The organism is Sphingobacterium sp. ML3W (assembly GCF_000747525.1).
Lineage (GTDB): Bacteria > Bacteroidota > Bacteroidia > Sphingobacteriales > Sphingobacteriaceae > Sphingobacterium.
This window is the reverse complement of the sequence record NZ_CP009278.1, coordinates 693,286-717,124: the sequence shown is the minus strand read 5'-3', so window position 1 is coordinate 717,124 and position 23,839 is coordinate 693,286. Positions and strand designations below refer to the sequence as shown.

General features: G+C 37.3%; 18 protein-coding genes. 7 read left to right on the top strand and 11 right to left on the bottom strand.

The genetic code is table 11. The features are described from left to right. Positions 1-36: 36 nt before the first annotated feature. On the bottom strand, positions 37-1,302 hold the full coding sequence (locus KO02_RS03260) for a c-type cytochrome (protein ID WP_038695799.1): 1,266 nt from the start codon (positions 1,300-1,302) through the stop codon (positions 37-39). 316 nt (positions 1,303-1,618) lie between these two features. Here KO02_RS03260 and KO02_RS03255 point away from each other — a divergent pair, with 316 nt between their 5' ends. Beyond that, positions 1,619-2,134, top strand: coding sequence for a methionine-R-sulfoxide reductase (locus KO02_RS03255; protein ID WP_081918294.1), 516 nt, complete (start codon positions 1,619-1,621; stop codon positions 2,132-2,134). Here KO02_RS03255 and KO02_RS03250 read toward each other — a convergent pair. Next, entirely contained in the window at positions 2,124-3,125 is a 1,002-nt protein-coding gene (locus KO02_RS03250; RefSeq protein ID WP_038695797.1) for a LacI family DNA-binding transcriptional regulator, read from the bottom strand. The two genes, KO02_RS03255 and KO02_RS03250, sit on opposite strands and share 11 nt — an antisense overlap. Positions 3,126-3,275: 150 nt before the next feature. Here KO02_RS03250 and KO02_RS03245 point away from each other — a divergent pair, with 150 nt between their 5' ends. The 3 genes from KO02_RS03245 to KO02_RS03235 all read left to right on the top strand — a co-directional run bounded on the left by KO02_RS03245 (position 3,276) and on the right by KO02_RS03235 (position 7,711). Next, complete coding sequence (locus KO02_RS03245) at positions 3,276-5,558, top strand: GH92 family glycosyl hydrolase (RefSeq protein WP_038695795.1); 2,283 nt, start codon at positions 3,276-3,278, stop codon at positions 5,556-5,558. 134 nt (positions 5,559-5,692) lie between these two features. Next, positions 5,693-7,324: a dihydroxyacetone kinase subunit DhaK gene (locus KO02_RS03240; RefSeq protein WP_038695793.1), complete on the top strand. Its 1,632-nt coding sequence runs from the start codon at positions 5,693-5,695 to the stop codon at positions 7,322-7,324. A gap of 60 nt (positions 7,325-7,384) precedes the next feature. After that, positions 7,385-7,711, top strand: coding sequence for a DUF493 domain-containing protein (locus tag KO02_RS03235; RefSeq protein WP_038695791.1), 327 nt, complete (start codon positions 7,385-7,387; stop codon positions 7,709-7,711). Between the two features lie 101 nt (positions 7,712-7,812). On the opposite strand, the gene pnp is transcribed toward KO02_RS03235, so the two are convergent. The 3 genes from pnp to KO02_RS03220 form a co-directional block, all read right to left on the bottom strand. Then, the gene (gene pnp / locus KO02_RS03230; RefSeq protein WP_038695789.1) at positions 7,813-9,984 is read right to left on the bottom strand and encodes a polyribonucleotide nucleotidyltransferase; all 2,172 of its coding nucleotides are present in this window, start codon (positions 9,982-9,984) and stop codon (positions 7,813-7,815) included. A 286-nt stretch (positions 9,985-10,270) separates the two neighbouring features. Beyond that, positions 10,271-10,549, bottom strand: coding sequence for a 30S ribosomal protein S15 (rpsO, locus tag KO02_RS03225; RefSeq protein ID WP_038695787.1), 279 nt, complete (start codon positions 10,547-10,549; stop codon positions 10,271-10,273). Between the two features lie 233 nt (positions 10,550-10,782). Then, on the bottom strand, positions 10,783-11,997 hold the full coding sequence (locus KO02_RS03220; protein ID WP_038695785.1) for an acyltransferase family protein: 1,215 nt from the start codon (positions 11,995-11,997) through the stop codon (positions 10,783-10,785). A gap of 360 nt (positions 11,998-12,357) precedes the next feature. On the opposite strand from KO02_RS03220, the gene KO02_RS03215 reads away from it, so the two are divergent. From KO02_RS03215 to KO02_RS03205, 3 genes are read left to right on the top strand one after another with little or no spacing between them, the layout of a single operon-like run. Beyond that, the gene (locus KO02_RS03215) at positions 12,358-13,530 is read left to right on the top strand and encodes an ROK family protein (RefSeq protein ID WP_038695783.1); all 1,173 of its coding nucleotides are present in this window, start codon (positions 12,358-12,360) and stop codon (positions 13,528-13,530) included. A 22-nt stretch (positions 13,531-13,552) separates the two neighbouring features. Then, entirely contained in the window at positions 13,553-16,624 is a 3,072-nt protein-coding gene (locus KO02_RS03210) for a SusC/RagA family TonB-linked outer membrane protein (protein ID WP_038695781.1), read from the top strand. Positions 16,625-16,635: 11 nt separating this feature from the next. Then, complete coding sequence (locus tag KO02_RS03205) at positions 16,636-18,573, top strand: SusD/RagB family nutrient-binding outer membrane lipoprotein (RefSeq protein WP_038695779.1); 1,938 nt, start codon at positions 16,636-16,638, stop codon at positions 18,571-18,573. A 134-nt stretch (positions 18,574-18,707) separates the two neighbouring features. Here KO02_RS03205 and KO02_RS03200 read toward each other — a convergent pair whose 3' ends face one another. The 6 genes from KO02_RS03200 to KO02_RS03180 form a co-directional block, all read right to left on the bottom strand. Then, on the bottom strand, positions 18,708-21,074 hold the full coding sequence (locus KO02_RS03200) for a glycoside hydrolase family 3 N-terminal domain-containing protein (protein ID WP_038695777.1): 2,367 nt from the start codon (positions 21,072-21,074) through the stop codon (positions 18,708-18,710). Between the two features lie 202 nt (positions 21,075-21,276). Beyond that, on the bottom strand, positions 21,277-21,771 hold the full coding sequence (locus KO02_RS03195) for a hypothetical protein (protein ID WP_038695775.1): 495 nt from the start codon (positions 21,769-21,771) through the stop codon (positions 21,277-21,279). Positions 21,772-21,854: 83 nt separating this feature from the next. Beyond that, positions 21,855-21,995 (bottom strand): hypothetical protein, encoded by a 141-nt coding sequence (locus KO02_RS23710; protein ID WP_158500260.1) that lies wholly within the window; start codon positions 21,993-21,995, stop codon positions 21,855-21,857. Between the two features lie 29 nt (positions 21,996-22,024). Beyond that, positions 22,025-22,396 (bottom strand): hypothetical protein, encoded by a 372-nt coding sequence (locus KO02_RS03190; RefSeq protein ID WP_038695773.1) that lies wholly within the window; start codon positions 22,394-22,396, stop codon positions 22,025-22,027. Positions 22,397-22,398: 2 nt separating this feature from the next. Then, positions 22,399-23,142, bottom strand: coding sequence for a hypothetical protein (locus KO02_RS03185; protein WP_038695771.1), 744 nt, complete (start codon positions 23,140-23,142; stop codon positions 22,399-22,401). A gap of 31 nt (positions 23,143-23,173) precedes the next feature. Beyond that, complete coding sequence (locus KO02_RS03180) at positions 23,174-23,827, bottom strand: hypothetical protein (protein ID WP_038695768.1); 654 nt, start codon at positions 23,825-23,827, stop codon at positions 23,174-23,176. Positions 23,828-23,839 lie beyond the last annotated feature (12 nt).

The window sequence follows — 23,839 nt, the reverse complement described above, 5'->3', positions numbered from 1 at the left end:
AAGCTGTATATAAGATTGCGTATTTCTGAATAATTATTAATAGTGACATTTACCACACTCAAGACCACCGATCATAGCCGCTGTCATTTTCTCACCTTTTTTGATGCTTTCATGCGCCTTGATTAAATCTTCGTAGTATTTGTTATCTGACTTCACATCTGTAGTTTGGTGACAATCCACACACCACTTCATCGTCAAAGGAGAGTATTGATATACTTCTTCCATTGTTTCTATAGGGCCGTGACATGTTTGACACTCCACTCCTGCCACTGTAACGTGTTGAGAGTGATTAAAGTAAGCAAAATCTGGTAAATTATGGATACGAACCCACTGAATCGGCTTAGGATTATTACCATAGGCACGTGTCTCAGGATTCCAATCCAACGCACGGTAGATTTTCGCAATTTCTGGTGAAATCTCACCATCATAATGCTCCGAACCGGTTATTGTATTGTGACAGTTCATACAAACATTTGCAGAAGGAATAGAGGCATTTTTAGATTTAAAAGCGCCACCATGACAATATTGACATTCAATCTTGTTTACACCAGCATGCAATTGGTGAGAGAACTTAATGGGTTGAACCGGTTGATAACCTGTATGAACACCTACGTTCCACATCGTTTTCCAACCACCAACACCTAATAAAGCAACCAACATCAATACAGCAAAACCAACTAACTTTTTGTTTTTAATAAAACCTTGAGCGAAAGAAAGGAATTTCTTGCTCGTTTTTGGCTCCTCTTCTGCCTCTATAGCAGCTTGATTAGTAGCGATTACTTTCTCTAAGGTACGGATTACTCTGTTTAAAACTACGATAACAACAATAGCCAAAACAACTACACCTACCAATCCGAAGATCATAAATAAGTTAGCATTGTCATCTTTCGCAGCTCCACCACCAACAGTACCACCTTCTTTAGGCTTCTCTGTAGATTCATCTTTGATATAAGCCAACACAGATTTCACTTGTTCATCTGGCATATCTGTAAAGTTTGTCATTACAGACTTGTTGTACTCCTCAAAGATTGCAACAGCATCTGGATCTCCAGACTTAATTAAAGCCGCTGAGTTTTGAACCCATTTAATCAACCATTCTTCAGATTTTGTATCGGTAATACCCTTTAAAGCAGGACCAACACGCTTCTGACCAATAGCGTGACAGCTTGCACATTTAGATTTGAAGATTTTTTCACCTTCCTTGACATCTTGCGCACGCAACGTCGTAACGGCAAATAATAGCGCCAAACTCATTGACACTATCCTCGCAAGTTTTCCCAAAACGGATGAGACATTTCTCATATTTAGCACTTTATACTATTTATTTGTGAATATAAAAATTTAAACACCATTCTAGACAGAACATACCCCTGCCTATTAATGCCACAAAAGTATAACTTATTAATAAATCCCTGACAATTTTGTGACGTAATTTATCAATTTATAATCGTTCTAAATAAATTAAAACAACTATATTGAGCGGGAACAAACCACCTCTTGTACTTCGAGGCAGAAATCGATAAACGCCAAATTTAAGACTTAAAGATGACATAAAAAAATACAGCCTACCCACTTCAGCTTTCTTCATAACAGTATGTTGACAAAGAATTGATTACAGATGTGTAACTTTACAGCTATAGATTATCATGAAAAAATTGCTAATTTTATAGGGCTTGGTTTTTTGACGACTAGATCCGTTCCAAGAGCTTCATATCGCCCAGTACAGACATTAATCTTTAATACAATGGAAGATTCAAAAAAATACAATGCATTAACATCCGAAGAAGAACATGTCATTCTTCACAAAGGAACAGAACGTCCTTACACAGGAACTTTATTGGATAACAAAACCAAAGGAACATACGTATGCAAAAGATGCAACGCCGCCCTTTACCGATCGGAAGACAAATTTGATTCGCAATGTGGATGGCCAAGTTTTGACGATGAGATCAAAGGTGCCATTCGAAAAGAAACGGATGCCGATGGAAGAAGAACAGAAATTCTATGTAATACATGCGGTGCACATTTAGGCCATGTTTTTACCGGTGAAAGATTAACCGATAAAAACATGCGTCATTGCGTTAATTCCATCGCTATGAAATTTGTCGCAGATACGACCGAATCTACTTCATAATAGAAGATTCGCGTATTTTCAACTCACAGGGTAAGGTCAAGCATTTAATAGACTTGGCTTTACCTTGTAATTTTAAAAGTAAGATATTGATAATCTGATTTGCAATCTCTTCAATAGGTTGAGAAACAACCGTAATAGCAGGCTCATGCAATTTGAAAAGCGTATGATCATCAAATGCAATCAATGCAGGCAATTTGTATTCATTTCTCTTACCCGATTTAAGACCGGTAATGGCCAGATAGTTGGTCGCAAATAAGACAGCATCCAACCGATTGTCTACCACAAACTCATGCAGCTCATCCATAGCCTCCTCCTCCGAAACATCCAGTTGGATCTTTTTAATATACGCCTGCTTCTTAAATTGATCCATAGCCTTCATGTACCCATCCAATCGGTCACGCATCTGCGTTTGATTCGAATATAGTGAAACCAGACCAATACGCTTATATCCCTGTTCATTAAAATGAACAGTCGCATCAAACGAACCTTGAAAGTTATCCGCGATCACATAGTCAGTCTCCACTTCTGGCAAGTAACGATCAAATAAAACCACAGGCACGTTTGCTTGCAATAAATTTGAAATCGTATCCTCTATACCCTCAGAAGGCGTAATGATAAAACCATCCACCTGCCTATCATTGAACATACCAATCAACTCCTTCGTCTTCTCAGTATCGTTATTCGTACTACAATAAATAATCCGATAACCCTGCTCATAGACCTTTGTCTCGATCAAGCGCGCTATATTACTAAAAAATGGATTTGAAATATCCTCAATAATTAATCCGATAATTTTCGTCTTACCTGTACGCAAACTCTTGGCTAGTTCATTGGGTTTATAACCCACTTTTTTCACATAATCAAGAACACGCTTTGTCAATGACTCACTGATCCGCTTTTCTTTGGCCTTATCATTCAATATAAAAGATACTGTCGTAACCGAAACCCCTAAAGCTTTAGCGATGTCACTAATCAAAATTCTTTTCTTCATTAAGTATAATATTTTTAGATTTATCAGTTACTAAACTAAAAAAAATTATATAATTAATGCCATATAATCTAAAAATATTTAAGCTAAAAGGTTTTATTAAACAAAAAAAATACTATATTTCGCCCTTAAATGAGACCAAATTAATTACTTATGATTCGATTGAATTACAATAAATTTTTATTCAGCATTCTTGCATTATCACCCTTAAGTCTAGTAGCACAACAAAATTTGACACCTTACGTCAACCCATTAATAGGTTCCGAAGATCATGGCCATGTATTCGTAGGCGCCAATGTTCCACTAGGAGCAGTACAATTGGGACCATCACAAATCGCCCAAACTTGGGACCAATTCAATGGTTGGGATTGGTGCAGTGGATACAATTACAAAAGCAAAGAAATATTAGGATTTACACATACACATCTGAGCGGAACAGGAATCGGTGACCTCAATGATATCATGATTGTACCAGCAAACGGAAAAGTACAATTGAAGCCGGCAGAATTCAATAAGATGGATACAGGTTACGGATCTAGCTTTAAAAAAGAAAATGAAATTGCCCAACCGGGATTCTACAGCGTGCAATTGGACGATTACCAAGTACAGGCTAATCTGACCGCCACCGAACGTGTAGGTTACCATCAATATGTCTACAATAAATCGGACAATGCCCACCTATTCATTGACCTCTCCTTTAAAATGAATTGGGACAAGACAACAGACTCTTATATCAAGCAAATCAACGACAGCACTTTTGTTGGCTACCGCTTTTCTTCAGGATGGGCAAGCGATCAAAAAGTATATTTTGCATTAAGAACATCAGTCCCAATCCAAAAGGTACAATTCTACGATGATAACGATCAAAAGTTTGGTTCTTCCACAGTAAAAGGCCAAGCCATTAAAGCGGCTTTGTTTTTTGATGCAATCAAAAATAAAACCATCGAAGTGAAAGTAGGTATTTCAGCCGTGAGCACAATAAATGCGTTAGAAAACATACAAGTAGAAATTCCTACTTGGAATTTTGCGCAAACGAAAAAACAAGCAAACGACAAATGGAATAGCACGTTGAATAAAATCCAATTTGAAGGAGACGCAGATACCAAAACGATATTCTACACCGCACTCTATCATACCTATTTTGCCCCAACAATTTTCAACGATGCAAATGGCGATTACCTAGGCACAGATAAACAAGTGTACGAGAAGCAAGATTTCACGAATCACACCGTTTTTTCATTATGGGATACCTACCGTGGACTACATCCATTGATGAATTTATTAGAAGATCGTAAGATCAATCAAGATTTTATTAAAACCATGTTGGCCATCTATCAGCAACAGGGCAAACTACCCATATGGCACTTACAAGGCAACGAAACCAATACGATGGTAGGCCTACCGGCTATACCAGTAGTTGCCGATGCAGTCATAAAAGGAATCTTGGATGAAAAAGACTATGAATTGGCTTGGGAAGCAGTCAAAACAACTGCAATGGGCTATGACAATGGTTTGAAATTCGTTCGTGACCTAACGTATATCCCTATAGACAGCATGGATCACGAATCTGTAGCATGGGCATTGGAATATGCTATTGCAGATTACAGTGCATTCAAAATGGCAGAGAAACTCGGTAAAAAAGAAGATGCTATTTACTTCCAAAAGAGATATAAACTATATGAACAATATTTCGACAAAGAAGTCGGTCACTTTGTTGGAAGAAAAGCAACAGGTGAGTTCAGAAGACCCTTCAATGCTTTGATGGCCAAACACCGTGAAAATGATTATTGTGAAGGGAATGCTTGGCAATATACTTGGTTGGTGCCTCAAGATGTTAAGGGTTTGATCAACCTCTTTGGAGGAGACAAAAACTTTTTGAAAAAATTAGATGAATTCACAACCATGTCATCCGATTTGGGCGACGAAGCATCGAATGATATCACCGGCCTTATCGGTCAGTACGCGCAAGGAAACGAGCCGAATCACCATGTTCCTTATCTACATGCTTACGCAGGAGAACCTTGGAAAGGCTCAGCGCTTGTCCGTAAAGCCATGACAGAGTTCTACACGAGCAAACCAAATGGACTATGTGGTAATGATGACGCAGGACAGATGAGTGCTTGGTATGTATTCTCTGCCATGGGTATGTATCCTTTAAACCCTATTAGCGGTATATACGTCTTTGGCTCTCCTTTGATGGAGAAAGCGACTATGAGTCTTCCAAACGGAAAACAATTGAACATAGTGGTTAAAAACCAAGCTAAAAAGAACAGCTATATTAAAAACATCAAACGTAATGGTAGCGCCTACTCAAAATCATACATCACCTATGAAGACATCTTAAAAGGAGGAACGATCGAAATTGAGATGAGCAGTACACCAAACAAGAACTGGGGAAAAGCAGTACAAGATAGGCCCGTCTCAGTCAATAACTAGGAAGGAATAAAAAGACAGCTAAAAGCTGTCTTTTTTATTTTTAAATGATTTATTTCTTTAATTTTGACACATTACACTTTATAATAAAATCAGCTTTCATTTGAATAATCGAAAGTAACTAAAATTCATAAGGAATGAAATTTTTCATCAATAATCCCAAGGATATCCTCCAAGAAGCTTTGCAGGTATCTCTTTTACACCAGCCCTTAAAAAGAATCAAATCAGACGAAGTCAATGTCGTCATTCGTTCAGATTGGGATAAGAAAAAAGTATCGCTTATTTCTGGTGGAGGATCTGGTCACGAACCAGCGCATGTTGGTTTTGTTGGAAAAGGACTATTGACAGCCGCCGTTTGTGGAGAGATTTTCGCGAGCCCCTCTGTTGACGCCGTACTCACGGCCATTATCAGCACAACCGGAGAATCTGGTTGTCTTTTGATTATCAAAAATTACACAGGTGACCGATTAAATTTCGGCTTAGCAGCAGAACAGGCAAAAGCTTTAGGATACCAGGTAGAAATGGTCATTGTAGGAGATGATATTGCACTTGGAACATCTGGAAAAAGACGTGGCTTGGCAGGTACTATTCTTGCTCACAAAATCGCAGGCTATTATGCTGAAAAAGGAAAATCCCTAATCGAAATTAAACAAATCGTTGAAGAGGCATTAAATGATACGTTCACTATAGGGTTATCATTAACCTCTTGTCAAAAATTTGATCAACAAGCACCTGAACGTCTTCATGAAGATCAAGCTGAATTAGGACTAGGTATTCATGGTGAGCCTGGCATTAAAACCATTCCTTACTCAACAGCAGATAATTTATTAAAAGAAGCCGTCGATCTATTAATCCCCTACCTCACTACGGATTCAAAATATACGCTATTACTGAACAATCTAGGAACGGTAACTTCTTTAGAACTTTCTGTAATTCTTAATTCATTATTACACCAAAAAGATTTACAGCCAGTTGTCAACCATATCCTAGGCCCACATACTTTCATGACAGCACTCAATATGAAAGGTATTTCCATTACACTTATAAAAGAAACACCTGCTGTATTAGAAGCGTTAGCAGCAGATTCAAATAGTAACTGGTTTCAATTACAACAAATCAGAAAACCTGACTACATGGAGGTTCCAGATTTACCAAAAATAATACAATCAAAAGCCTCTTCAAATGCAAAAAATGAAATAATTATTAAAGAAATTACAGCGCTATTGATTAAATCTGAAACAGAATTGAATGCTATTGATCAATTAGTAGGTGATGGCGATGCAGGTTCCACTTTTGCTATTATAGGAAACCAAATTACACGTTACGCGCAACAACTTCCCTACGATGACATTCAAGCTTTACTTGCAACTATAGGTCGATTAACGGCTCGTGATGCAGGAGGATCATCTGGAGTATTACTTTCCATCATGTTTACAAAAGCAGCAGAAGCATATTCAGTAAACCAAAATTTAGGAACAGCTCTATCAGCGGGTTTAGATCAAATGATGGCATACGGAGGAGCGAAAGAGGGTGCCCGTACGATGATAGATGCTTTAAGTCCAGCTTTCAAAGCAATATCTGACAAAAAAGATTTAACACAAATTGCTGACGCTGCCAGACAGGGTGCTGAAAGCACTAAGAAAATCACCAAAACAAATTTCGGAAGGTCATCGTATTTAAATGAAGAGACTTTGAAAAATATCGTAGATCCAGGAGCTGAAATTGTAGCACGTATATTTGAACAATTAGCACTAAAAACTGCCAAATAGACACCAAAAAAGCCAAGGTACAATTATTGTATTAGTTAGGCTAAAATAAGGAGATTAAAAATGTCAGAATTGAACAACAACATCAACATAGAAGATATCCAAGACGGAGATAACAATAAAGACTTCTACACCAATTTCAGAGAAAAATTAATTGCTGTAGAAAAATTTCCATCCTTGTACAAATTCAAATTCATTGTAAAAGCCGATTTGGAAAAAATAGCGCAAGTAAAGCAGGTATTTACACATGCTAGTACCAAATATGCTGAAAAAGAATCATCTGGTGGTAAATACAAATCCATCACGGTTGAGACTTTTGTGAACAATGCAGATGAAGTAATTGATTATTACAAAGAAGTATCGAAAATAGAATCTGTTATAATGTTATAATAAGACGAAAACAGGCTGTCAATAAGACAGCCTGTTTTTTTTGTCAACCAAAAAAAAGCTCACTTTTCAGTGAGCTTTTTTAATATTTAAGTTTTTATAACTTACGCTTTAGGAGCATCATTTTTTGGAGCTTCATCAGCTGGTTTGTCTTCACGAGGAGGACGAGGTAATAAAGCTTTACGAGAAAGTTTCAATTTACCTTGCTTGTCGATATCCAATAACTTAACCGTTACTTGATCACCTTCTGTAAAGATACCATCCATGGTTTCAAAACGTTTCCAATCAATTTCAGAGATGTGCAATAAACCATCTTTTCCTGGCATGATTTCAACGAAAGCACCAAAAGGCATGATAGACTTCACCTTACCTTCGTAAGTAGCTCCAACCTCAGGTTTAGCAGCGATATTCTTAATACGTGTACTCGCATCATCAATTGCCGCTTTATTATCAGCAAAGATCTGAACGATACCTTTACCATCTACCTCTTCAATAGAGATAGTAGCGCCAGTTTCACGTTGCATTTCTTGGATGATTTTACCACCGGGGCCAATAATCGCACCAATAAATTCTTTATCGATGATGATCTGAACGATACGAGGAGCATGTGGTTTGTAATCTTCACGAGGAGCAGCAATCGTTTTCTTCATCTCACCTAAGATATGAAGACGAGCCTCTTTCGCTTGATCCAACGCCTGTGTTAATACTTCCCATTTCAATCCATTGATCTTTAAGTCCATTTGACAAGCAACGATACCTTTTTCAGTACCTGTTACTTTAAAGTCCATGTCACCCAAATGATCTTCATCACCTAAGATATCCGAAAGAATCGCATATTTACCTGTTTTCTCATCCGAGATTAAACCCATAGCAATACCAGAAACTGGCGCTTTCAATTTAATACCTGCGTCTAATAATGCCAATGTACCAGCACAAACTGTTGCCATTGAAGAAGAACCATTAGATTCTAAGATATCAGAAACAACACGGATGGTGTAAGGATTCTCCGCTACTGGAGGCAATACTTGTCTCAATGAACGTAGTGCCAAGTTTCCGTGACCTACTTCACGACGGCCTGGACCTCTATTTGGTCTAGTTTCACCTGTAGAGAATGCCGGGAAGTTATAGTGAAGGATAAATTTATTATAACCGTTGATGAATGCACCATCAATCATTTGTTCTGCATCTTTAGCACCTAAAGTTACCGAAGTCAATGCTTGTGTTTCACCACGTGTAAATACTGCTGAACCGTGAGCTGCTGGTAAGTAATTTACTTCTGACCAGATAGGACGTACTGTACGTACATCACGACCGTCAAGACGTTTTCCTTCATCCAATACTAAATTACGAACGGCATCATATTGTACATCGTGAAAGTATTTTTTGAATAAGAATTTAGTATCCTCATCCAATTCTTCAGGAAGAGTAGCTCTGAATTCGTCGGCAATCTTCGCGAAAGCTTCAGAACGATCATGCTTAGCAGACGCTGAAGCAGCAACTGCATATACTTTATCGTAAGTTGCGCTGAAGATTTCAGCTCTCAACGTATCATTTGTAGGTTCGTGGTTGTACTCACGTTTTACTTTCTTACCAACTAAGTTAGCCAATTCAACTTGAGCAGCAACTTGTTTTTTGATCGCTTCATGCGCAAAAGCAATTGCTTCTACCATTTCAGCCTCAGAAATTTCGCTACATTCACCCTCAACCATACCAATATCTTGAGCAGAACCAGCAACGATGAATTCTAAAGTTGCTCTTTCTAATTCAGACATTTTTGGATTGATCACCAATTGTCCATCGATTTTCGCTACGCGAACTTCTGAAATAGGACCATTGAAAGGAATATCAGACACTGCAATAGCAGCAGAAGCTGCTAAACCAGCTAATGCATCTGGCATAATATCTTTATCTGCAGAGATCAAAGAGATCATCACTTGTGTATCTGCGTGATAATTTTCAGGGAATAAAGGACGTAAAGCTCTATCAACCAAACGAGAAATTAAAATCTCGTAATCTGACAAACGTGCTTCACGACGTAAGAAACCACCAGGAATACGACCTGTAGCCGCATATTTTTCTTGGTAATCTACTGACAAAGGTAAAAAGTCAACTCCAGATTTCGCTTCTTTAGCAGAAACTACCGTCGCAAGAATCATCGTATCACCTTGTTTTAAAACTACTGCACCATCAGCCTGTTTAGCCAATTTACCAGTAGAAAGCTCGATCTGGGAGCCATTGCCCATATCAATTACTGTTTTGATTTCGTTATAACTCATTCGTTGTTATTTGCGATATGCTTTTCATCTTTTGGCGGCATACCTATTATTAAAACTATTTAATTTCATCGCAAAGATAAGGTAAAATTTTCAGAATCAAACTTAGATAACTTGCTTTTATATACTACTATAATTGCATGTCAAAGCAACTTAACATTATCTCCTCCACCATAGCAGATTATTTTAGCGCGACATTGAGCAGTTAAAAACAACATTTCAAAAAACAGGGGAACAAAAAAAAGCCATCTCGAAGGAGACGGCTTTTCTAAAGTTTTATACTAAAAGCTTATTTGATGATATCACGTAAACCTAGACCTTTAATGATCGCACGGTAACGGTTGATATCAGTTTTGAACAGGTAAGCTAATAATGAACGACGTTTACCTACTAACATTTGTAGGGCACGTTGTGTGTTAAAATCTTTTCTGTTTTTTTTCAAATGCTCAGTTAAGTGAGCAATTCTCTTAGTGAATAAAGCTACTTGTCCTTCTGTAGAACCTGTGTTCGTTGCCGAACCTGCAAATTCCGCGAAGATATCTGCTTTGTACTCTTTACTTAAATACATCTCTGAAATAATATTAAAGCGTTAAAAATTTTTGTTAATTGACTGCAAAGGTAGCAATAAACTTTAACCCACAAAAATTAATGCAGATTAAAATTCAGGTATACCCTCACTATCAAGGCATAGACGCTTGTGTGCAGATCTACCAATCATTGGCTTATCACTTATACGCAGCGCTGCTTTGCCGTATGACAACAGTGTAGCAATTGCATAGCATACTTAACTAAGTATAAGAGCTAGACTTTTACATAGATTTTCTTTTTATCCAAGTAAAAACAGATCAGCCACATGAATGCTAAAAAACATAGGGAATAAAAGAACGAACCCACTTCAGGAGGCCCCGGTAAAGGCTTACAAATTGTCGTATAAAACCAGGTAAATGCATTGGTATACACTTGCTGCCCCTCTTCCCCTACCCCATTTGGTATTCGAATAAGCCCGACTAAACGCGGTAAGACACCACTCAATACAAAGATAAATAAGGGGTTCTTACCAAATACATCAAAAAATTTGGTAACACCATTCTTCACTCCCTGCACTTCGATAAACCAAATCATACCACCAATTGTCATCATACCAAGTCCTGTTGTATACAACACATAGGAACTTGACCATATTTTCTTATTGATTGGAAAGCCCAAAGACCAAACCCATCCCAATACCACCAAAATAAATCCGGTAACAAATAAGCCCGAAAGCAATTTAAAATGGGGTTCTTTACTCTCTGGAACTTTAGACCATAGCCAATCTACCTGTCCATGTTTCTTGATAAACGTACCAGCTAAATAACCAAATACGACCTGTACAATAGTAGGCAATGTACTCATCAATCCTTCAGGATCAAAAGGGACACCCTCACCTTTATAAACGTGGGCTATACCCAAAATCTTAATATCGATTGCTGTACCAAACCAGCCCGCTAAACTATATGGATCTCCCGCTTGACCAGCAAAAGCACAAATACCCCAATAGACCAACAAGATAAGCGCAGAAATCCAAATGAGCGTTTTCTCTTTAAAATAATAAGCTAAAACCGAAGCAAAACAATATGCCAAAGCAATACGCTGCAAAACACCAAAGATTCGAATACCTTTTTCAGCATTATCCGGATTCACCCAATGTTTCAATCCCAGAGTATCGCCATTCCATTGGACAAAAGGTGCCCAATTCAGAAATAAACCTATAGCAAAAATCAGAACAGTACGCTTGATTACTTTTTTCCAGAAGATGGCATCACCCGCCTCTTGCAAGCGTGGGATAACAAATGACATCGCATTACCTACTGCAAATAAGAAAAAGGGGAAAACCAGATCTGTTGGTGAGCAGCCATGCCATCCTGCATGCTTTAAGGGTGCGAACATATGCGACCATGTCCCCGGATTATTGACCATAATCATCAGCGCAACTGTAGCACCGCGAAATACGTCAAGTGAATAATAACGTTGTTTCATAATTCGTTTATTTGAACCAAAGATATTGTTTTTAGGGCAGAAAATAGACCATTTTCACCAATCAAAATCGTTCGATTACTGCAAACAAATAACAAATAGCACAAACAATACCGATATTCCATTAATTGTGTTCCAATAAACTTTTGAAGTTTAACAAATATTATCTTATTCCAAAAAAGTAAAAATAAAACCTAAAACATTTTAAATCTATCAAGATTTTAATTTCATAATTGAAACTAACACCATTCCTAATAATAATTTTAAGCAATAACAATTCATACTTCTTAAAAAAAAATAAAAAGTATTTCATCTTTTAGAAATATTATCATAACTTTGTCTTAACGGAAAACCAATCCAGTTATGAATAGTCAAATTATTAAAGCTATATACTTTCAAAAATTGCAATCGATTGCCCAACTGAGTAAGGTTTTTAACAAAAGCATACCAGTCATTACAAAGTCGATAAATTCATTATTAGAAATGGATTTAATTGAAGGCAATGACCTCGCTGTGTCTACAGGAGGAAGAAGAGCAATCCAATTTAAACTTAACAACAAACTCCCTATCTATACATTAGTCATAGCTCTGGATCAATATTACACGTCTATTTACATTTTTGATTTAGAAAACAATAGTGTTTCAGAAAATGTGGATTTATATAATCCACTAAAAAATAATAAAGCTTTAGAAATTATCATCAATGCAACAGAAGAAGTAATAGCTTCATCCAAAATCCCTGAAGCAAATTTTTTAGGTATCGGCATCAGTATGCCTGGCTTCGTTGACACAGAAAAAGGAATCAATGATTCGTTTAATAAACAATCTAAATTACACCATATCAAAAAACATATCTCCGAACACTTCAAAATACCGACTATTATTGAAAACGATTCTACCTGCATCGCCTTTTCAGAACAAAAATTTGGTGCGGCTAAAAATATAAAAAACTCATTAGTCATCAATTTAAATTGGGGAGTAGGCCTAGGTATGATTGTAAACGATCAGATATTTAAAGGATCGAGCGGTTACGCCGGAGAATTTAGCCATATTCCGCTTAGTGACAGTAATGAATTATGTTCGTGCGGAAAAAAAGGTTGTTTAGAAGTCGAAGCATCTTTAACCGCTGCAGTAAAAAATGTCCAAGCTGCATTAAATTCAGGAGAAAAGTCAAGTTTAGAATCCGAACAACATAATAATCTTTTAGCTCAAGGAGATGCACTATTGGAAAGTGCTATCAATGGCGATCAACTTGCCGTAGCCAGCCTAGGGAAAATTGGTTATATGCTCGGAAAAGGTATTGCAACATTAATTCACATCCTCAATCCAGAAGCAATAATCATTAGTGGAAGAGGAGCCAAGGCAGGAACTATACTCATGCCCCAGATACAAACAGCTATTAATGAATTTTGCATACCAAGACTAGCTCAAGCAACAGAATTAAAAATATCAAATACAAATAAGCAGGCACAGAGCTTAGGCACTGCCGCCTTCGTCATAGAAAACTTAACACAAACCCTAATAAAAGCTAACTAATCACACTTATAAATCACTTATTATGAGTTATTTCTACAAAAAAAGTGCAGGTTTGGCATTATGCACCCTATTTAGTGCATCATCCTTATTCGCACAGCAAACTATTACTGGAACGGTAACAGATGCTACAGGCCCAGTTTCTGGCGTTACCGTATCCGTAAAAGGTACAGCGCGCGGAACACAAACAAGCGCAAATGGTACATTTACCATCCAAGCAGCAGCAGGCGAAACACTGCGATTTTCAAACATTGGTTATAAAGCAACAGAAATTGTAGTCGGTTCAACTAAAACGATTAATGTTTCCTTAGTCCAAGATTCGGAAGCTTTGGGTGAAGTGGTGGTAACCGCTATGGGAATAAAACGTGAGAAAAAAGCACTTGGATATTCTTTTCAAGAAGTAAAGTCAGAGCAATTATTAGAAACTAAAGAAAATAATATTGCGAATGCCTTAGTCGGAAAAGTATCTGGTTTACAAGTTATTAAAGGGTCAAACGGCCCTGCATCCTCCACCAAATTAACATTAAGAGGAAATAACTCACTAACAGGAGATAATCAACCATTAATTATTGTCGATGGTGTACCGGTTAACAACTTCATTGGAGCAAAAAATAATGATTATTGGAATCCCTCATTAGATATGGGGAGTGGACTTGGTGATATCAACCCAGAAGACATTGAAAGCATGTCTGTTTTAAAATCTGGAGCAGCATCTGCCATTTATGGTTCAAGAGCAGGAAATGGAGCAATTGTTATTACTACGAAATCTGGTAAGCTGCAAAAAGGAACAGGAATCACCTTTTCTTCTACACTTGGTCTAGAATCCATTTTTATGACCCCAGAGATCCAAAATAATTTTGGTCAGGGAAAGGATGGGGTAGGTGAGAAAACGAGCACTGAAAATTGGGGCCCAGAAATTGAGACTGCCTATGATAATATCGGCAATTTTTTTAAAACTGGTATCAACCACACTCAAAATCTTTCGTTTCAACAACAAATAGGAGAAAACACAAATGTATATACTTCGGCAACCTATTTGAATGATGATAGTAAAATCCCTGGTTCAACATTTAGAAGAATAAACCTACTATCTAAAGTCAATACGACATTTGGTCCGAATAAGCGGTGGATTACTGATGTCAAAGTTCAATATATGAACACCGAAGCTTTAAATCGCCCACAAGCAGGTCAAAACTCGTCAAACGTATATTCGACTTTGTTTAGAATGCCCAGAGATTTGAATATTTTGGATTTCAAAAACCCAATCAATGAAGATGGTAAGATGAACTGGTATGGTACATCAAATTCAACAAATCCATATTGGTTAGCTAAATATAGACTCAATCAGGATGTTCGTGATCGTTACATCATGAATGCAAACATCAAGTATGTCCTAACTGATTGGTTAGATGTAGAAGGTAGAGTTGGGTCGGATCGTTATTCAACGAATTACAATGATAGAATCTATTCAGGAAGTCCTTTAGCAACAACAGGTCGATATTCGCTAGGAAAAAATACTTTCTTTGAAAACAATTACACCATTGCTTTGAATGCAAGAAAGGATGATTTGGTAGGCAAATGGGGAGGATCAGCATCCCTTTTTGGACAAATAATGAACACCAAAGAAACTGGGTTGAGTGCAAATGCTGGAGACTTACAAGTACCTGATATTTTCACCATCAACAATGGTAAAAACAATCCTTCAGTTGATGAAACCTTCTATAGAAAACAAATCAATTCACTTTATGCTACTGCCGAAATTGATTATGATAACTTTTGGTTTATTAACCTGACAGGAAGAAATGACTGGTCCTCAGCGTTACTTGAGGAGAACCGTTCCTTCTTTTACCCATCAGTAAGTACATCACTTATTTTATCTGAAATGATATCGAAGAATGGTGGTACAATGCCTTCATGGTTAAATTTCACGAAATTAAGGGCTTCATACGCTGCTGTAGGAAATGATTTACGTTCGTATAAATTATTCAATGTCTATAGTACTGGAAAAGATCCTGATGGAAATACAGTTGCAAATCGAGACAACACCAAATACAATCCAAATATTGTCAGTGAGTTAATCAAAACAGTAGAAGCAGGTTTTGAATTAAGAATGTTCAATAGCCGCTTAGGATTCGATTTCTCTTGGTATAAAACAAATGCAACAAACCAACTTATTGCATTACCGATGAATCCAATGAGTGGGTATAGCTTTGAGATGGTAAACGCTGGTAATATACAAAATCAGGGTATTGAAATCATGTTGAATGGTACAATTCTAGATAACAAAGAAGGTTTATCATGGAATACCAGTGTTAACTTCTCTAAAAACAAAAATAAAATCATTTCACTAACGTCAGACCGCGATTATTACCCTCTAGGAGGTTTTGACAATGTTGCCGTACGTGCAGTAACAGGAAGTCTATATGGCGATATCTTAGGTACAAAATTTTTGAGAGTAACAGATGAAAAAAGCCCTTACCTGGGACAGCTTTTATTGGACGGAAATGGCTTACCACAAGCAACATCTGAAATTGAAAAACTAGGAAATCAATCTCCTACAGCACTAGTTGGCTGGACAAACTCCTTTAATTATAAAAACTTTGCATTCAATTTCCAAATCGACGGAAGATTTGGTGGAGAATTTTTCTCTGGAACCAATGTAGCACTTCAAGGAAACGGAACTGCAGCAGCCACAGTAATTGACGGTAAAAGAGACAATTTTATCGTAGATGGTGTTTTTAATAATAATGGCAAATTAGAGCAAAATAATAAAGAAGTTTCTCCACAGCGTTATTGGAAAGCAATAGCTGAAAATGGAAACTTAGGAATTGGAGAAGCGAACATTTATGATGCTACGAACATCCGTTTACGAAATGTTAACTTAACCTATTCATTACCATCTACACTATTTAAGGGCAATTTTATACAACGTGCGAAAATCGGCATTACAGCAAATAATGTTTGGATGATCAAAAGTTATGGAAATGGTGTTGATCCAGAATCAGTATTTTCAATTAGTAGCAACGCTAGTGGCTTTGAAAACTTCTCAACCCCTACATCACGTTCATATTTCTTTAACGTAACATTAGGCTTTTAAAACTTACTATAATGAAAACTATCATATCAAAAATCAGCTTAGCCCTACTGATCAGTACAGGCTTCGCTTCTTGTAGCAAATTCGAAGAAATAAACACCTCTCCTACAGCAGCAAATGGTGATCAGGTGCAAATTGAATATTTCATAAATGGTTCAATTACTGGAGCACAGATGAATCCAGATGTAGCTGAAAGATCATTCGTATTGTATTGGAAAACTGCAGCTAGACAGCATTTTACAACTGGTATTTCAGGAGGTTCTTATAACGATGAATGGTCTGGAGTATATTGGAGTCAAATTTCAAAATGGCTCAATAATACCAATACTGGAATTCAGGTCGCAGAAGAACAAAAAGCAAAAGGAGCTGGCAAAGAATACACCGACAACTTAATACAGGTATCAAGAATTTGGAGAGCATATCTATTGAGTGAAGCCTCAGATTTATTCGGACCGCTTCCAATTGAAGCTTTTCAAGGTATCAACCCGGAATTTAATTCGGTTAAAGATGTTTATGAATACATGTTGGTCGAACTTAAAGATGCCAGTGAAAAATTAGATCCTGCAATAAAAATTCCGGGAGATATTGAGAAATTTGACCGTGTTTACAAGTTTGATTTTGCTAAATGGCAAAAATATGCAAACTCAATGCGTTTAAGGTTAGCGATGCGTCTATCAGAAGTTGACCCTGCAAAAGCAAAAACTGAGTTCGAAGCAGCAATAGCCACAAATAATTTGATTACAACTGCTGCAGACAATTTTACTGTTAAAGAAGCTGACGGATGGAATGATCTAGCTGGTGTCATGTCCAGAGAATGGAATTCACAGGTATTATCCACAACACTCAATAATATGTACATTGGATTGGGCGGAATAAAATCTAATGAACAATTAGGAGCGGCTTTCCAAAGTGCCATTAAAGAAAACGATTATATCGGTAAAAGATATTTGAATCACTATTCTGTAATGACCAATGATCCTTCTGCAGGATATTGGTTAGATGGATTACCAAACACTATCGATCCAAGAGCATATAAAGCATTTTTTATACCTGGTGATTTAACTGGTTCTACTTTTTCTAATTTCCCTTCGTATACGACAGATGCAATCACAACAACAACCAAGTTAGTTATTGGAAAAGATGATGATGACAAAGATGCCAATGAAAGCAATGACATTAAGTTAGATGCTAAATACACTTGGAATACATTTGCAATCGGAGATTGGGCTGCAAAAGGAACTTTAAACAAAGCAAAAACAACGTTAGTAGGAAAAGTACCGGGCTTATCAAAAGAGTTTAGATTAAGCAATAGTTCGAGAATATTTTTCGCGAGCTGGGAAACATATTTCTTGATGGCAGAAGCTGCTGTTAGGGGATGGAATACCGGAACCTCTGCACAAACTGCTTATGAAAATGGTGTTAAAGCCAATTTCGAGTATTGGAAAGTAGAGCAATTTGCTACCCAATATTTAGCTTCGGAAAGCTATAACCGCCTTGGTACTTCGGCAAAATTCACCCATACTGCTGAGCCAGGCAGCTCGCATACAATGAAATACATTGACGGTTATACAGGAACTGCAGGAACTGCAAATATCGAATATCCGGTAAATAACCTCTACAAAAGTGGATCTGTAAAAAATGATATCCTGACCAAAATCATCACGCAAAAATATATTGCAAATATGCCTTGGTTACCATTAGAATCATGGAACGATCAACGAAGATTAGGTTTACCATTCTTTGAAAATCCTGCTATAGAAAATACTTTAACCAATTTACCAGATCTTAATAGTGGAAATTATAAAACAAGTAATATTAAGTTTTTTCCACAACGTATACCATACCCATCTTCGCTTAGAGAAAGTGATCCGAATGGCTATGACAAAGCAAAAGAACTACTTGGTGGAACTGACGCTGTCTTAACTCCATTATGGTGGGCTAAACAGAATTAATAGATTTTGATTTAGTAAACTGAATCTAACCGCTTCATAAGAAATTATGAAGCGGTTTTTTATTTTAGCTATTGAATAGAAAACTCAATAATCACATAAAGAGAGTCACTTCTGTGGCTCTCTTTATGTTTTCCCTACAAATAATCTTTCTTCAATTCCAGTACACCTTCCAATCGCAAATCATCCGAACCAGCGCCGATAAGCAATTTGAACTTTCCTTTCTCTGTTTTCCAAACGCTATCCACAGCCCATAGTTTCAAATCTTCTTTTGTCAATTGAAAAGAGATACGCACACGCTCCCCTACTCCAATAGACTTACGTTCAAAACGTTTTAATTGTTTTACAGCTGTTACGACAGAACTCACCTCATCTACAACGTACAATTGTGCGACTTCATCGCCACTCATCGACCCTTTATTTTCCACATCAAAAGAAACTGTACAAATAAAATCATCAGTATTTTCTTTCAAATCAACATGAAGACTTGAATAATCAAATGCACTATAACTCAAACCATAACCAAAAGTATACAAAGGTTTAGCTGTCATCTCTACATAATCATGATGCTTCGGTTTGTTATGATTGTAATGTACCGGTAATTGTCCTACGGAGCGTGGTATTGAAATTGGCAAACGACCTGCAGGGTTATAGTCTCCAAAAAGCACATCTGCTATCGCCAAGCCCCCCTCCTGTCCTGGGTACCAAGCATTGACAATAGCAGGAATATGTTCAGATGCCCAATTTAAATTCAACGGTCTCCCCATGATGGTCACCAATACAATTGGCTTACCCGTTTGTTCCAATGCTTTTAATAATTTCAATTGATCCCCCATCATATCCAAAGAAACACGATCAAAGCCCTCACCACTCTCCATATCGCTGATGGCATTGATATCCACGTTAGCCGCACCAGTAGCTTGATAAGAAGTCTTAAAATCACGCGCACTAGAACCTCCTAATACGACCACAACAACATCGGACAACTGAGCAGCAGCAACCGCCTCTTGAACATGACTGTGTAAAGTATCCCTTATCGCACAGCCTTTTACATAATCAATCTGAGTACCCTTTCCCACCGCAGCACGGATACCATTTAGCACAGTCGTCACCTTAGCCTCTGCCTGCGGAGCGGTGTAATCACCCAATTGATTATAGACATTATCCGCATTAGGACCTACAACAGCGATGCGCTTGATTGTCTTTTTCAAAGGCAGCAGATTCGCCTCATTTTTCAGCAACACAATGGATTCCTGAGCAACCTTTCTTGCCATTTCCCTATTGGCTTGAGTACCTACTTTTTTCAAGACAAGCTTTTCATCCACAAAAGGACGGTCAAATAAACCCAAGTTAAATTTCATCCGTAATACCCGAGCCACGGCCGTATCTAGCACAGCACTTTCCACAAGTCCAGCCTGTACAGCCTGCAATAAATTAGCGCCATAACCTGTACCACTCAAATCGACATCAAGACCGGAATGTATACTTTGTGAAGCGGCTTCTGCACCATTCGATGCCGTAGCATGGCCACCATTCAATCCCGATATACTCAATAAGTCAGAGACGACAAAACCATTAAAACCCCATTCCTTACGCAATATATCCTTCAATAGCCAAGGGTTTGCCGAACATGGAATACCATCAATACTATTATAAGCCGTCATCACCGAACCAACACCTGCCTTTACTGCTTGTTCAAAAGGATACAAAAAATGATGTCTTAAAGCCCTTTCACCAATGGAAACAGCCTCACCATTATGCCCGCCCTCAGGAACTGCATACGCAACAAAATGTTTAAGCGTTCCAATAATCTTATCCTCTTTGCCTAAGCCACCACCCTGGAAACCCTTCACCATCGCTTTTCCCATCTGTCCGATCAAATATGCATCTTCACCATAAGTCTCTTCGGTACGCGACCAACGGGGGTCGCGAGCTAAATCTAAAACAGGACCGTAACCATTTTTACCACCAACGGCATAAGTCTCTTTTGCAATCGTTCCAGCCATTTGTTCTATTAATGCTGGATTCCAGGTACTCGCCTGTCCGATAGCTGTTGGGAAAACTGTTGCGCCGATAGCCATATGGCCATGGGGAGCTTCTTCCGACAATAATAAAGGAATACCCAAACGCGTACTATCCAACATATACCGTTGGATTGCATTTGTAGCACGAGCCGCCTCCACAGGACTTAGACCATTTAAAAGTGTTTTCTGTGTCCACGGATCAGCACGTAAGGTTGCCCATAGCAAACCAATATGCTGTTCTTTAACTGCTTTTTTAAGTTTTGCACTCACCCCAACACCAGCAGGTCCCTTCTCATACATTTCCCATCCTAACAATTTCGATAATTGTCCCACTTTTTCATCCGTTGTCATCCTACCCAATAGATCCTGAACTCTATTTTCTACCGGAAGATTACTGTTTTTATACGGAATTTGCTGTGCTTGTAGATTAGGGCTTGTAAGGAATAGCATTCCACCAAAAAAGATACTGCTGAGTTTCATTTATAATTTTATAAAAGGGTAAGTAGTCGGTTTCTAAACCACTAAAATAAAGCTTTAGTATTAGAAATCCGTAATTCGGAATTAATATTTCCAGAAGCATAGGGATAAAAAAAGGAAGAATAAATCTTCCTTTTTTTGTATTTTAAAACGCATGATCCTATTCCTACCCAATCTTGATAATTTCTTTATCAAAAAACTCAAATTATTGCGCTTTCACCCCTTTAAAATAATACTTCACTGGTACCACATTGGCCGCAGGGTTATTATTTTGACTGGCCAGCACCAATTTATCGCCATTAACCACCGCCAAGTAAGAAGAGTATTGATCTTGATCCTCAAACTTAATCGTACCGCTTTCTTTATTAAAAGTAAAATTGGAACTATTTTTCTTCTTAAAAACGATCTGTTCAAAGCGCCCCGTATTAACCTTACAAACTTTAGTTCCTGGGTCAAAATTCAACTGATTTAAATTTTCTTGAAACAGAAAGTGGTAACTATTGTCCATTTCACAGTCAAGCAATTTGTAGTTAGCATACTCATTTTCATCTTTTATATCAGCGGTAATATGATACCAGACATAAGCTCCTAATTGCTTTTGAACATCTTTTGGGATTTCTAAAATTGGTGTACCACTATCTTCACTGCAATTGCTGAAGAGAGCCAAGATCGCGACACCGCAAAAATACTTTTTAATCATAATCTATATTGTTAGTCATATGATAACGTTAAATCTCAATAAAATGTGACAACGAAATCACTTCTTAAAAGATGTTCTGCATGTTAGGTTGCAAACAAACGTGGCCATTTTTCCATATTCCAACTATAAATTAATTGAGCTGCTTCAATCACGCGACGCAAATTTTCATAAATTTCTTTTAGATAAGCATCTCCACGACTATCTTCAGAACTTGTATAGTCCATACTTACAACAAGCCACCAATAGAATGCTACTATTCTTCTAATTTACCTTCGTCGGCGTTCATAATCTTATTGATACGCTCTTCCAACACAGCCTTATGCCAGTTCTCCAATAATTTTTTAGTCTTTTCGACAGCATTTTTATCGCCAGATCTCATAATCTCAACCCATTTTTCACCAAATTGAAGGTAACCTTTCAATGCATTTTCAGACTCCGTGTATTTAATCAAATACTCCATCATGAACAGATTTGCCCATCGATCAGGATCCATTGGAAAGCACATGTACTGTGCAATATCCACTTTATCAACAAAATCCTGAATCACCTTTTCAGGTGTAAAATTAAAAATGTCACAAAACTGCTTAAACTCATTTGTGAGCTTAATGTCCTTTAAATTATTCATATCTAATAAATTGAAATTTTATTCTCTAAATAGTTATCTAACCATTCCTGATAAAACGAGATTCTTTGCTCCACATCTTGACAAAAGAAGTAACGTTTATTTAACTCTTGAATTTCCATAATCAGCTCACGGCATGCTTTAGATTCTTGATATTCCTTATCACAGATATTACCAAAACCGTCAAATACCCTAATATATACTGCTACAACAGGGTTGTATATACCTTTATCCAAATGCATTCTAGCAAGATAGTCAGGGAGGGTTAAACATTGCATGATGCTATTCAGAAACTGTGGTACCGAAAAACCCGTAAGAAGAGACATTAACAACAAATCCTTGTTTAAGCTTATCTTGGTTTCTTCATCGAGGTAAATCACATTCTTCAATTCACAGCCTTTTGAACAAAGGTCAAAGAGTTGATTAGTCAACAACTTCCCTTTATTTCTTCTTTGTCCATAACTATAGTTCCTGTTTATGGAGAGCTTAATTTGCTGCTGCACAAGTTTCGCCCCTCGAGCACGGTCCATTTCATTCAGTTCAACATTCAAGTCATCCTTTTCAGGAAGCACATAGTCGAAAGATTTAGTCACCAAATCATAAACGGAGTTGTCATGAAAATACTGATCCATGTAGGAAAAATGATTTACATATAATTGTAAAAAATCAGGTACTGCAATACCAAAAAGCTGACAGGCAAGTCTAAAACTTTTTGGTACTACAATAGCTTCGGGCTGCTTATTTTCCATAAATATTTAGTTTAAAAATTTTAACATCTTTTTATTTGTGTAGGCTATACCGATAACCAAAGCTCTTGGCCTTACTTCTTTTTAGAGGAGCAGCGCCCTTTCTGCCCCATAGCAAATCCAACTCTTCTTTAAGATGAATAACGGGGATTTTAATATCCGAATGATTATCAAGTTGAAACTTAACTTCTCTAGCTGACTTAGGCTTTTTAAAAAAGTCTGTAGGCAATAAAACCTCAAAAAACGTTCGGCATATACCCCGTTTCAATGCACTTGATTCTTCTGCCTGCTTGATGCTTTTTATGTTGATATTTTCCATTAATCTGAAAAAAGACATGCTTTCAACGGAATTAATAAAATAATCCATTTGGTAGTATCTCACCCCATCCTCCATCCAGATCTCGAGTTCGAAATCATATGTTATTTCATCATCATAAGATTCAAAACAAAGATTCCTCCCTTCAAATACCCAATTTAGATGAATCATCAACTCGAGATTCCCCATAGCTATCTTAAGTCGTTCTAATCGCCACACAAAGTCATCTTCCTGCCCTAACAAAAACGAAAGCTCTTCAGGACTATATTCGTAACTTATTCGATTCAATAGCAGAAAATAGATTGAACTTGCATACCGCATAGTTGTCTGGAAACGATATTTTTCCCTCGCATTCTCATATAATTCTATCATAACAAATCACCT

What these genes read in the sequence shown, in the direction of transcription:
- KO02_RS03260 (WP_038695799.1), bottom strand. Translation starts at nt 1,302, where the DNA reads ATGAGAAATGTCTCATCCGTTTTGGGAAAACTTGCGAGGATAGTGTCA.
- KO02_RS03255 (WP_081918294.1), top strand. Translation starts at nt 1,619, where the DNA reads ATGTGTAACTTTACAGCTATAGATTATCATGAAAAAATTGCTAATTTT.
- KO02_RS03250 (WP_038695797.1), bottom strand. Translation starts at nt 3,125, where the DNA reads ATGAAGAAAAGAATTTTGATTAGTGACATCGCTAAAGCTTTAGGGGTT.
- KO02_RS03245 (WP_038695795.1), top strand. Translation starts at nt 3,276, where the DNA reads ATGATTCGATTGAATTACAATAAATTTTTATTCAGCATTCTTGCATTA.
- KO02_RS03240 (WP_038695793.1), top strand. Translation starts at nt 5,693, where the DNA reads ATGAAATTTTTCATCAATAATCCCAAGGATATCCTCCAAGAAGCTTTG.
- KO02_RS03235 (WP_038695791.1), top strand. Translation starts at nt 7,385, where the DNA reads ATGTCAGAATTGAACAACAACATCAACATAGAAGATATCCAAGACGGA.
- pnp (WP_038695789.1), bottom strand. Translation starts at nt 9,984, where the DNA reads ATGAGTTATAACGAAATCAAAACAGTAATTGATATGGGCAATGGCTCC.
- rpsO (WP_038695787.1), bottom strand. Translation starts at nt 10,549, where the DNA reads ATGTATTTAAGTAAAGAGTACAAAGCAGATATCTTCGCGGAATTTGCA.
- KO02_RS03220 (WP_038695785.1), bottom strand. Translation starts at nt 11,997, where the DNA reads ATGAAACAACGTTATTATTCACTTGACGTATTTCGCGGTGCTACAGTT.
- KO02_RS03215 (WP_038695783.1), top strand. Translation starts at nt 12,358, where the DNA reads ATGAATAGTCAAATTATTAAAGCTATATACTTTCAAAAATTGCAATCG.
- KO02_RS03210 (WP_038695781.1), top strand. Translation starts at nt 13,553, where the DNA reads ATGAGTTATTTCTACAAAAAAAGTGCAGGTTTGGCATTATGCACCCTA.
- KO02_RS03205 (WP_038695779.1), top strand. Translation starts at nt 16,636, where the DNA reads ATGAAAACTATCATATCAAAAATCAGCTTAGCCCTACTGATCAGTACA.
- KO02_RS03200 (WP_038695777.1), bottom strand. Translation starts at nt 21,074, where the DNA reads ATGAAACTCAGCAGTATCTTTTTTGGTGGAATGCTATTCCTTACAAGC.
- KO02_RS03195 (WP_038695775.1), bottom strand. Translation starts at nt 21,771, where the DNA reads ATGATTAAAAAGTATTTTTGCGGTGTCGCGATCTTGGCTCTCTTCAGC.
- KO02_RS23710 (WP_158500260.1), bottom strand. Translation starts at nt 21,995, where the DNA reads ATGGACTATACAAGTTCTGAAGATAGTCGTGGAGATGCTTATCTAAAA.
- KO02_RS03190 (WP_038695773.1), bottom strand. Translation starts at nt 22,396, where the DNA reads ATGAATAATTTAAAGGACATTAAGCTCACAAATGAGTTTAAGCAGTTT.
- KO02_RS03185 (WP_038695771.1), bottom strand. Translation starts at nt 23,142, where the DNA reads ATGGAAAATAAGCAGCCCGAAGCTATTGTAGTACCAAAAAGTTTTAGA.
- KO02_RS03180 (WP_038695768.1), bottom strand. Translation starts at nt 23,827, where the DNA reads ATGATAGAATTATATGAGAATGCGAGGGAAAAATATCGTTTCCAGACA.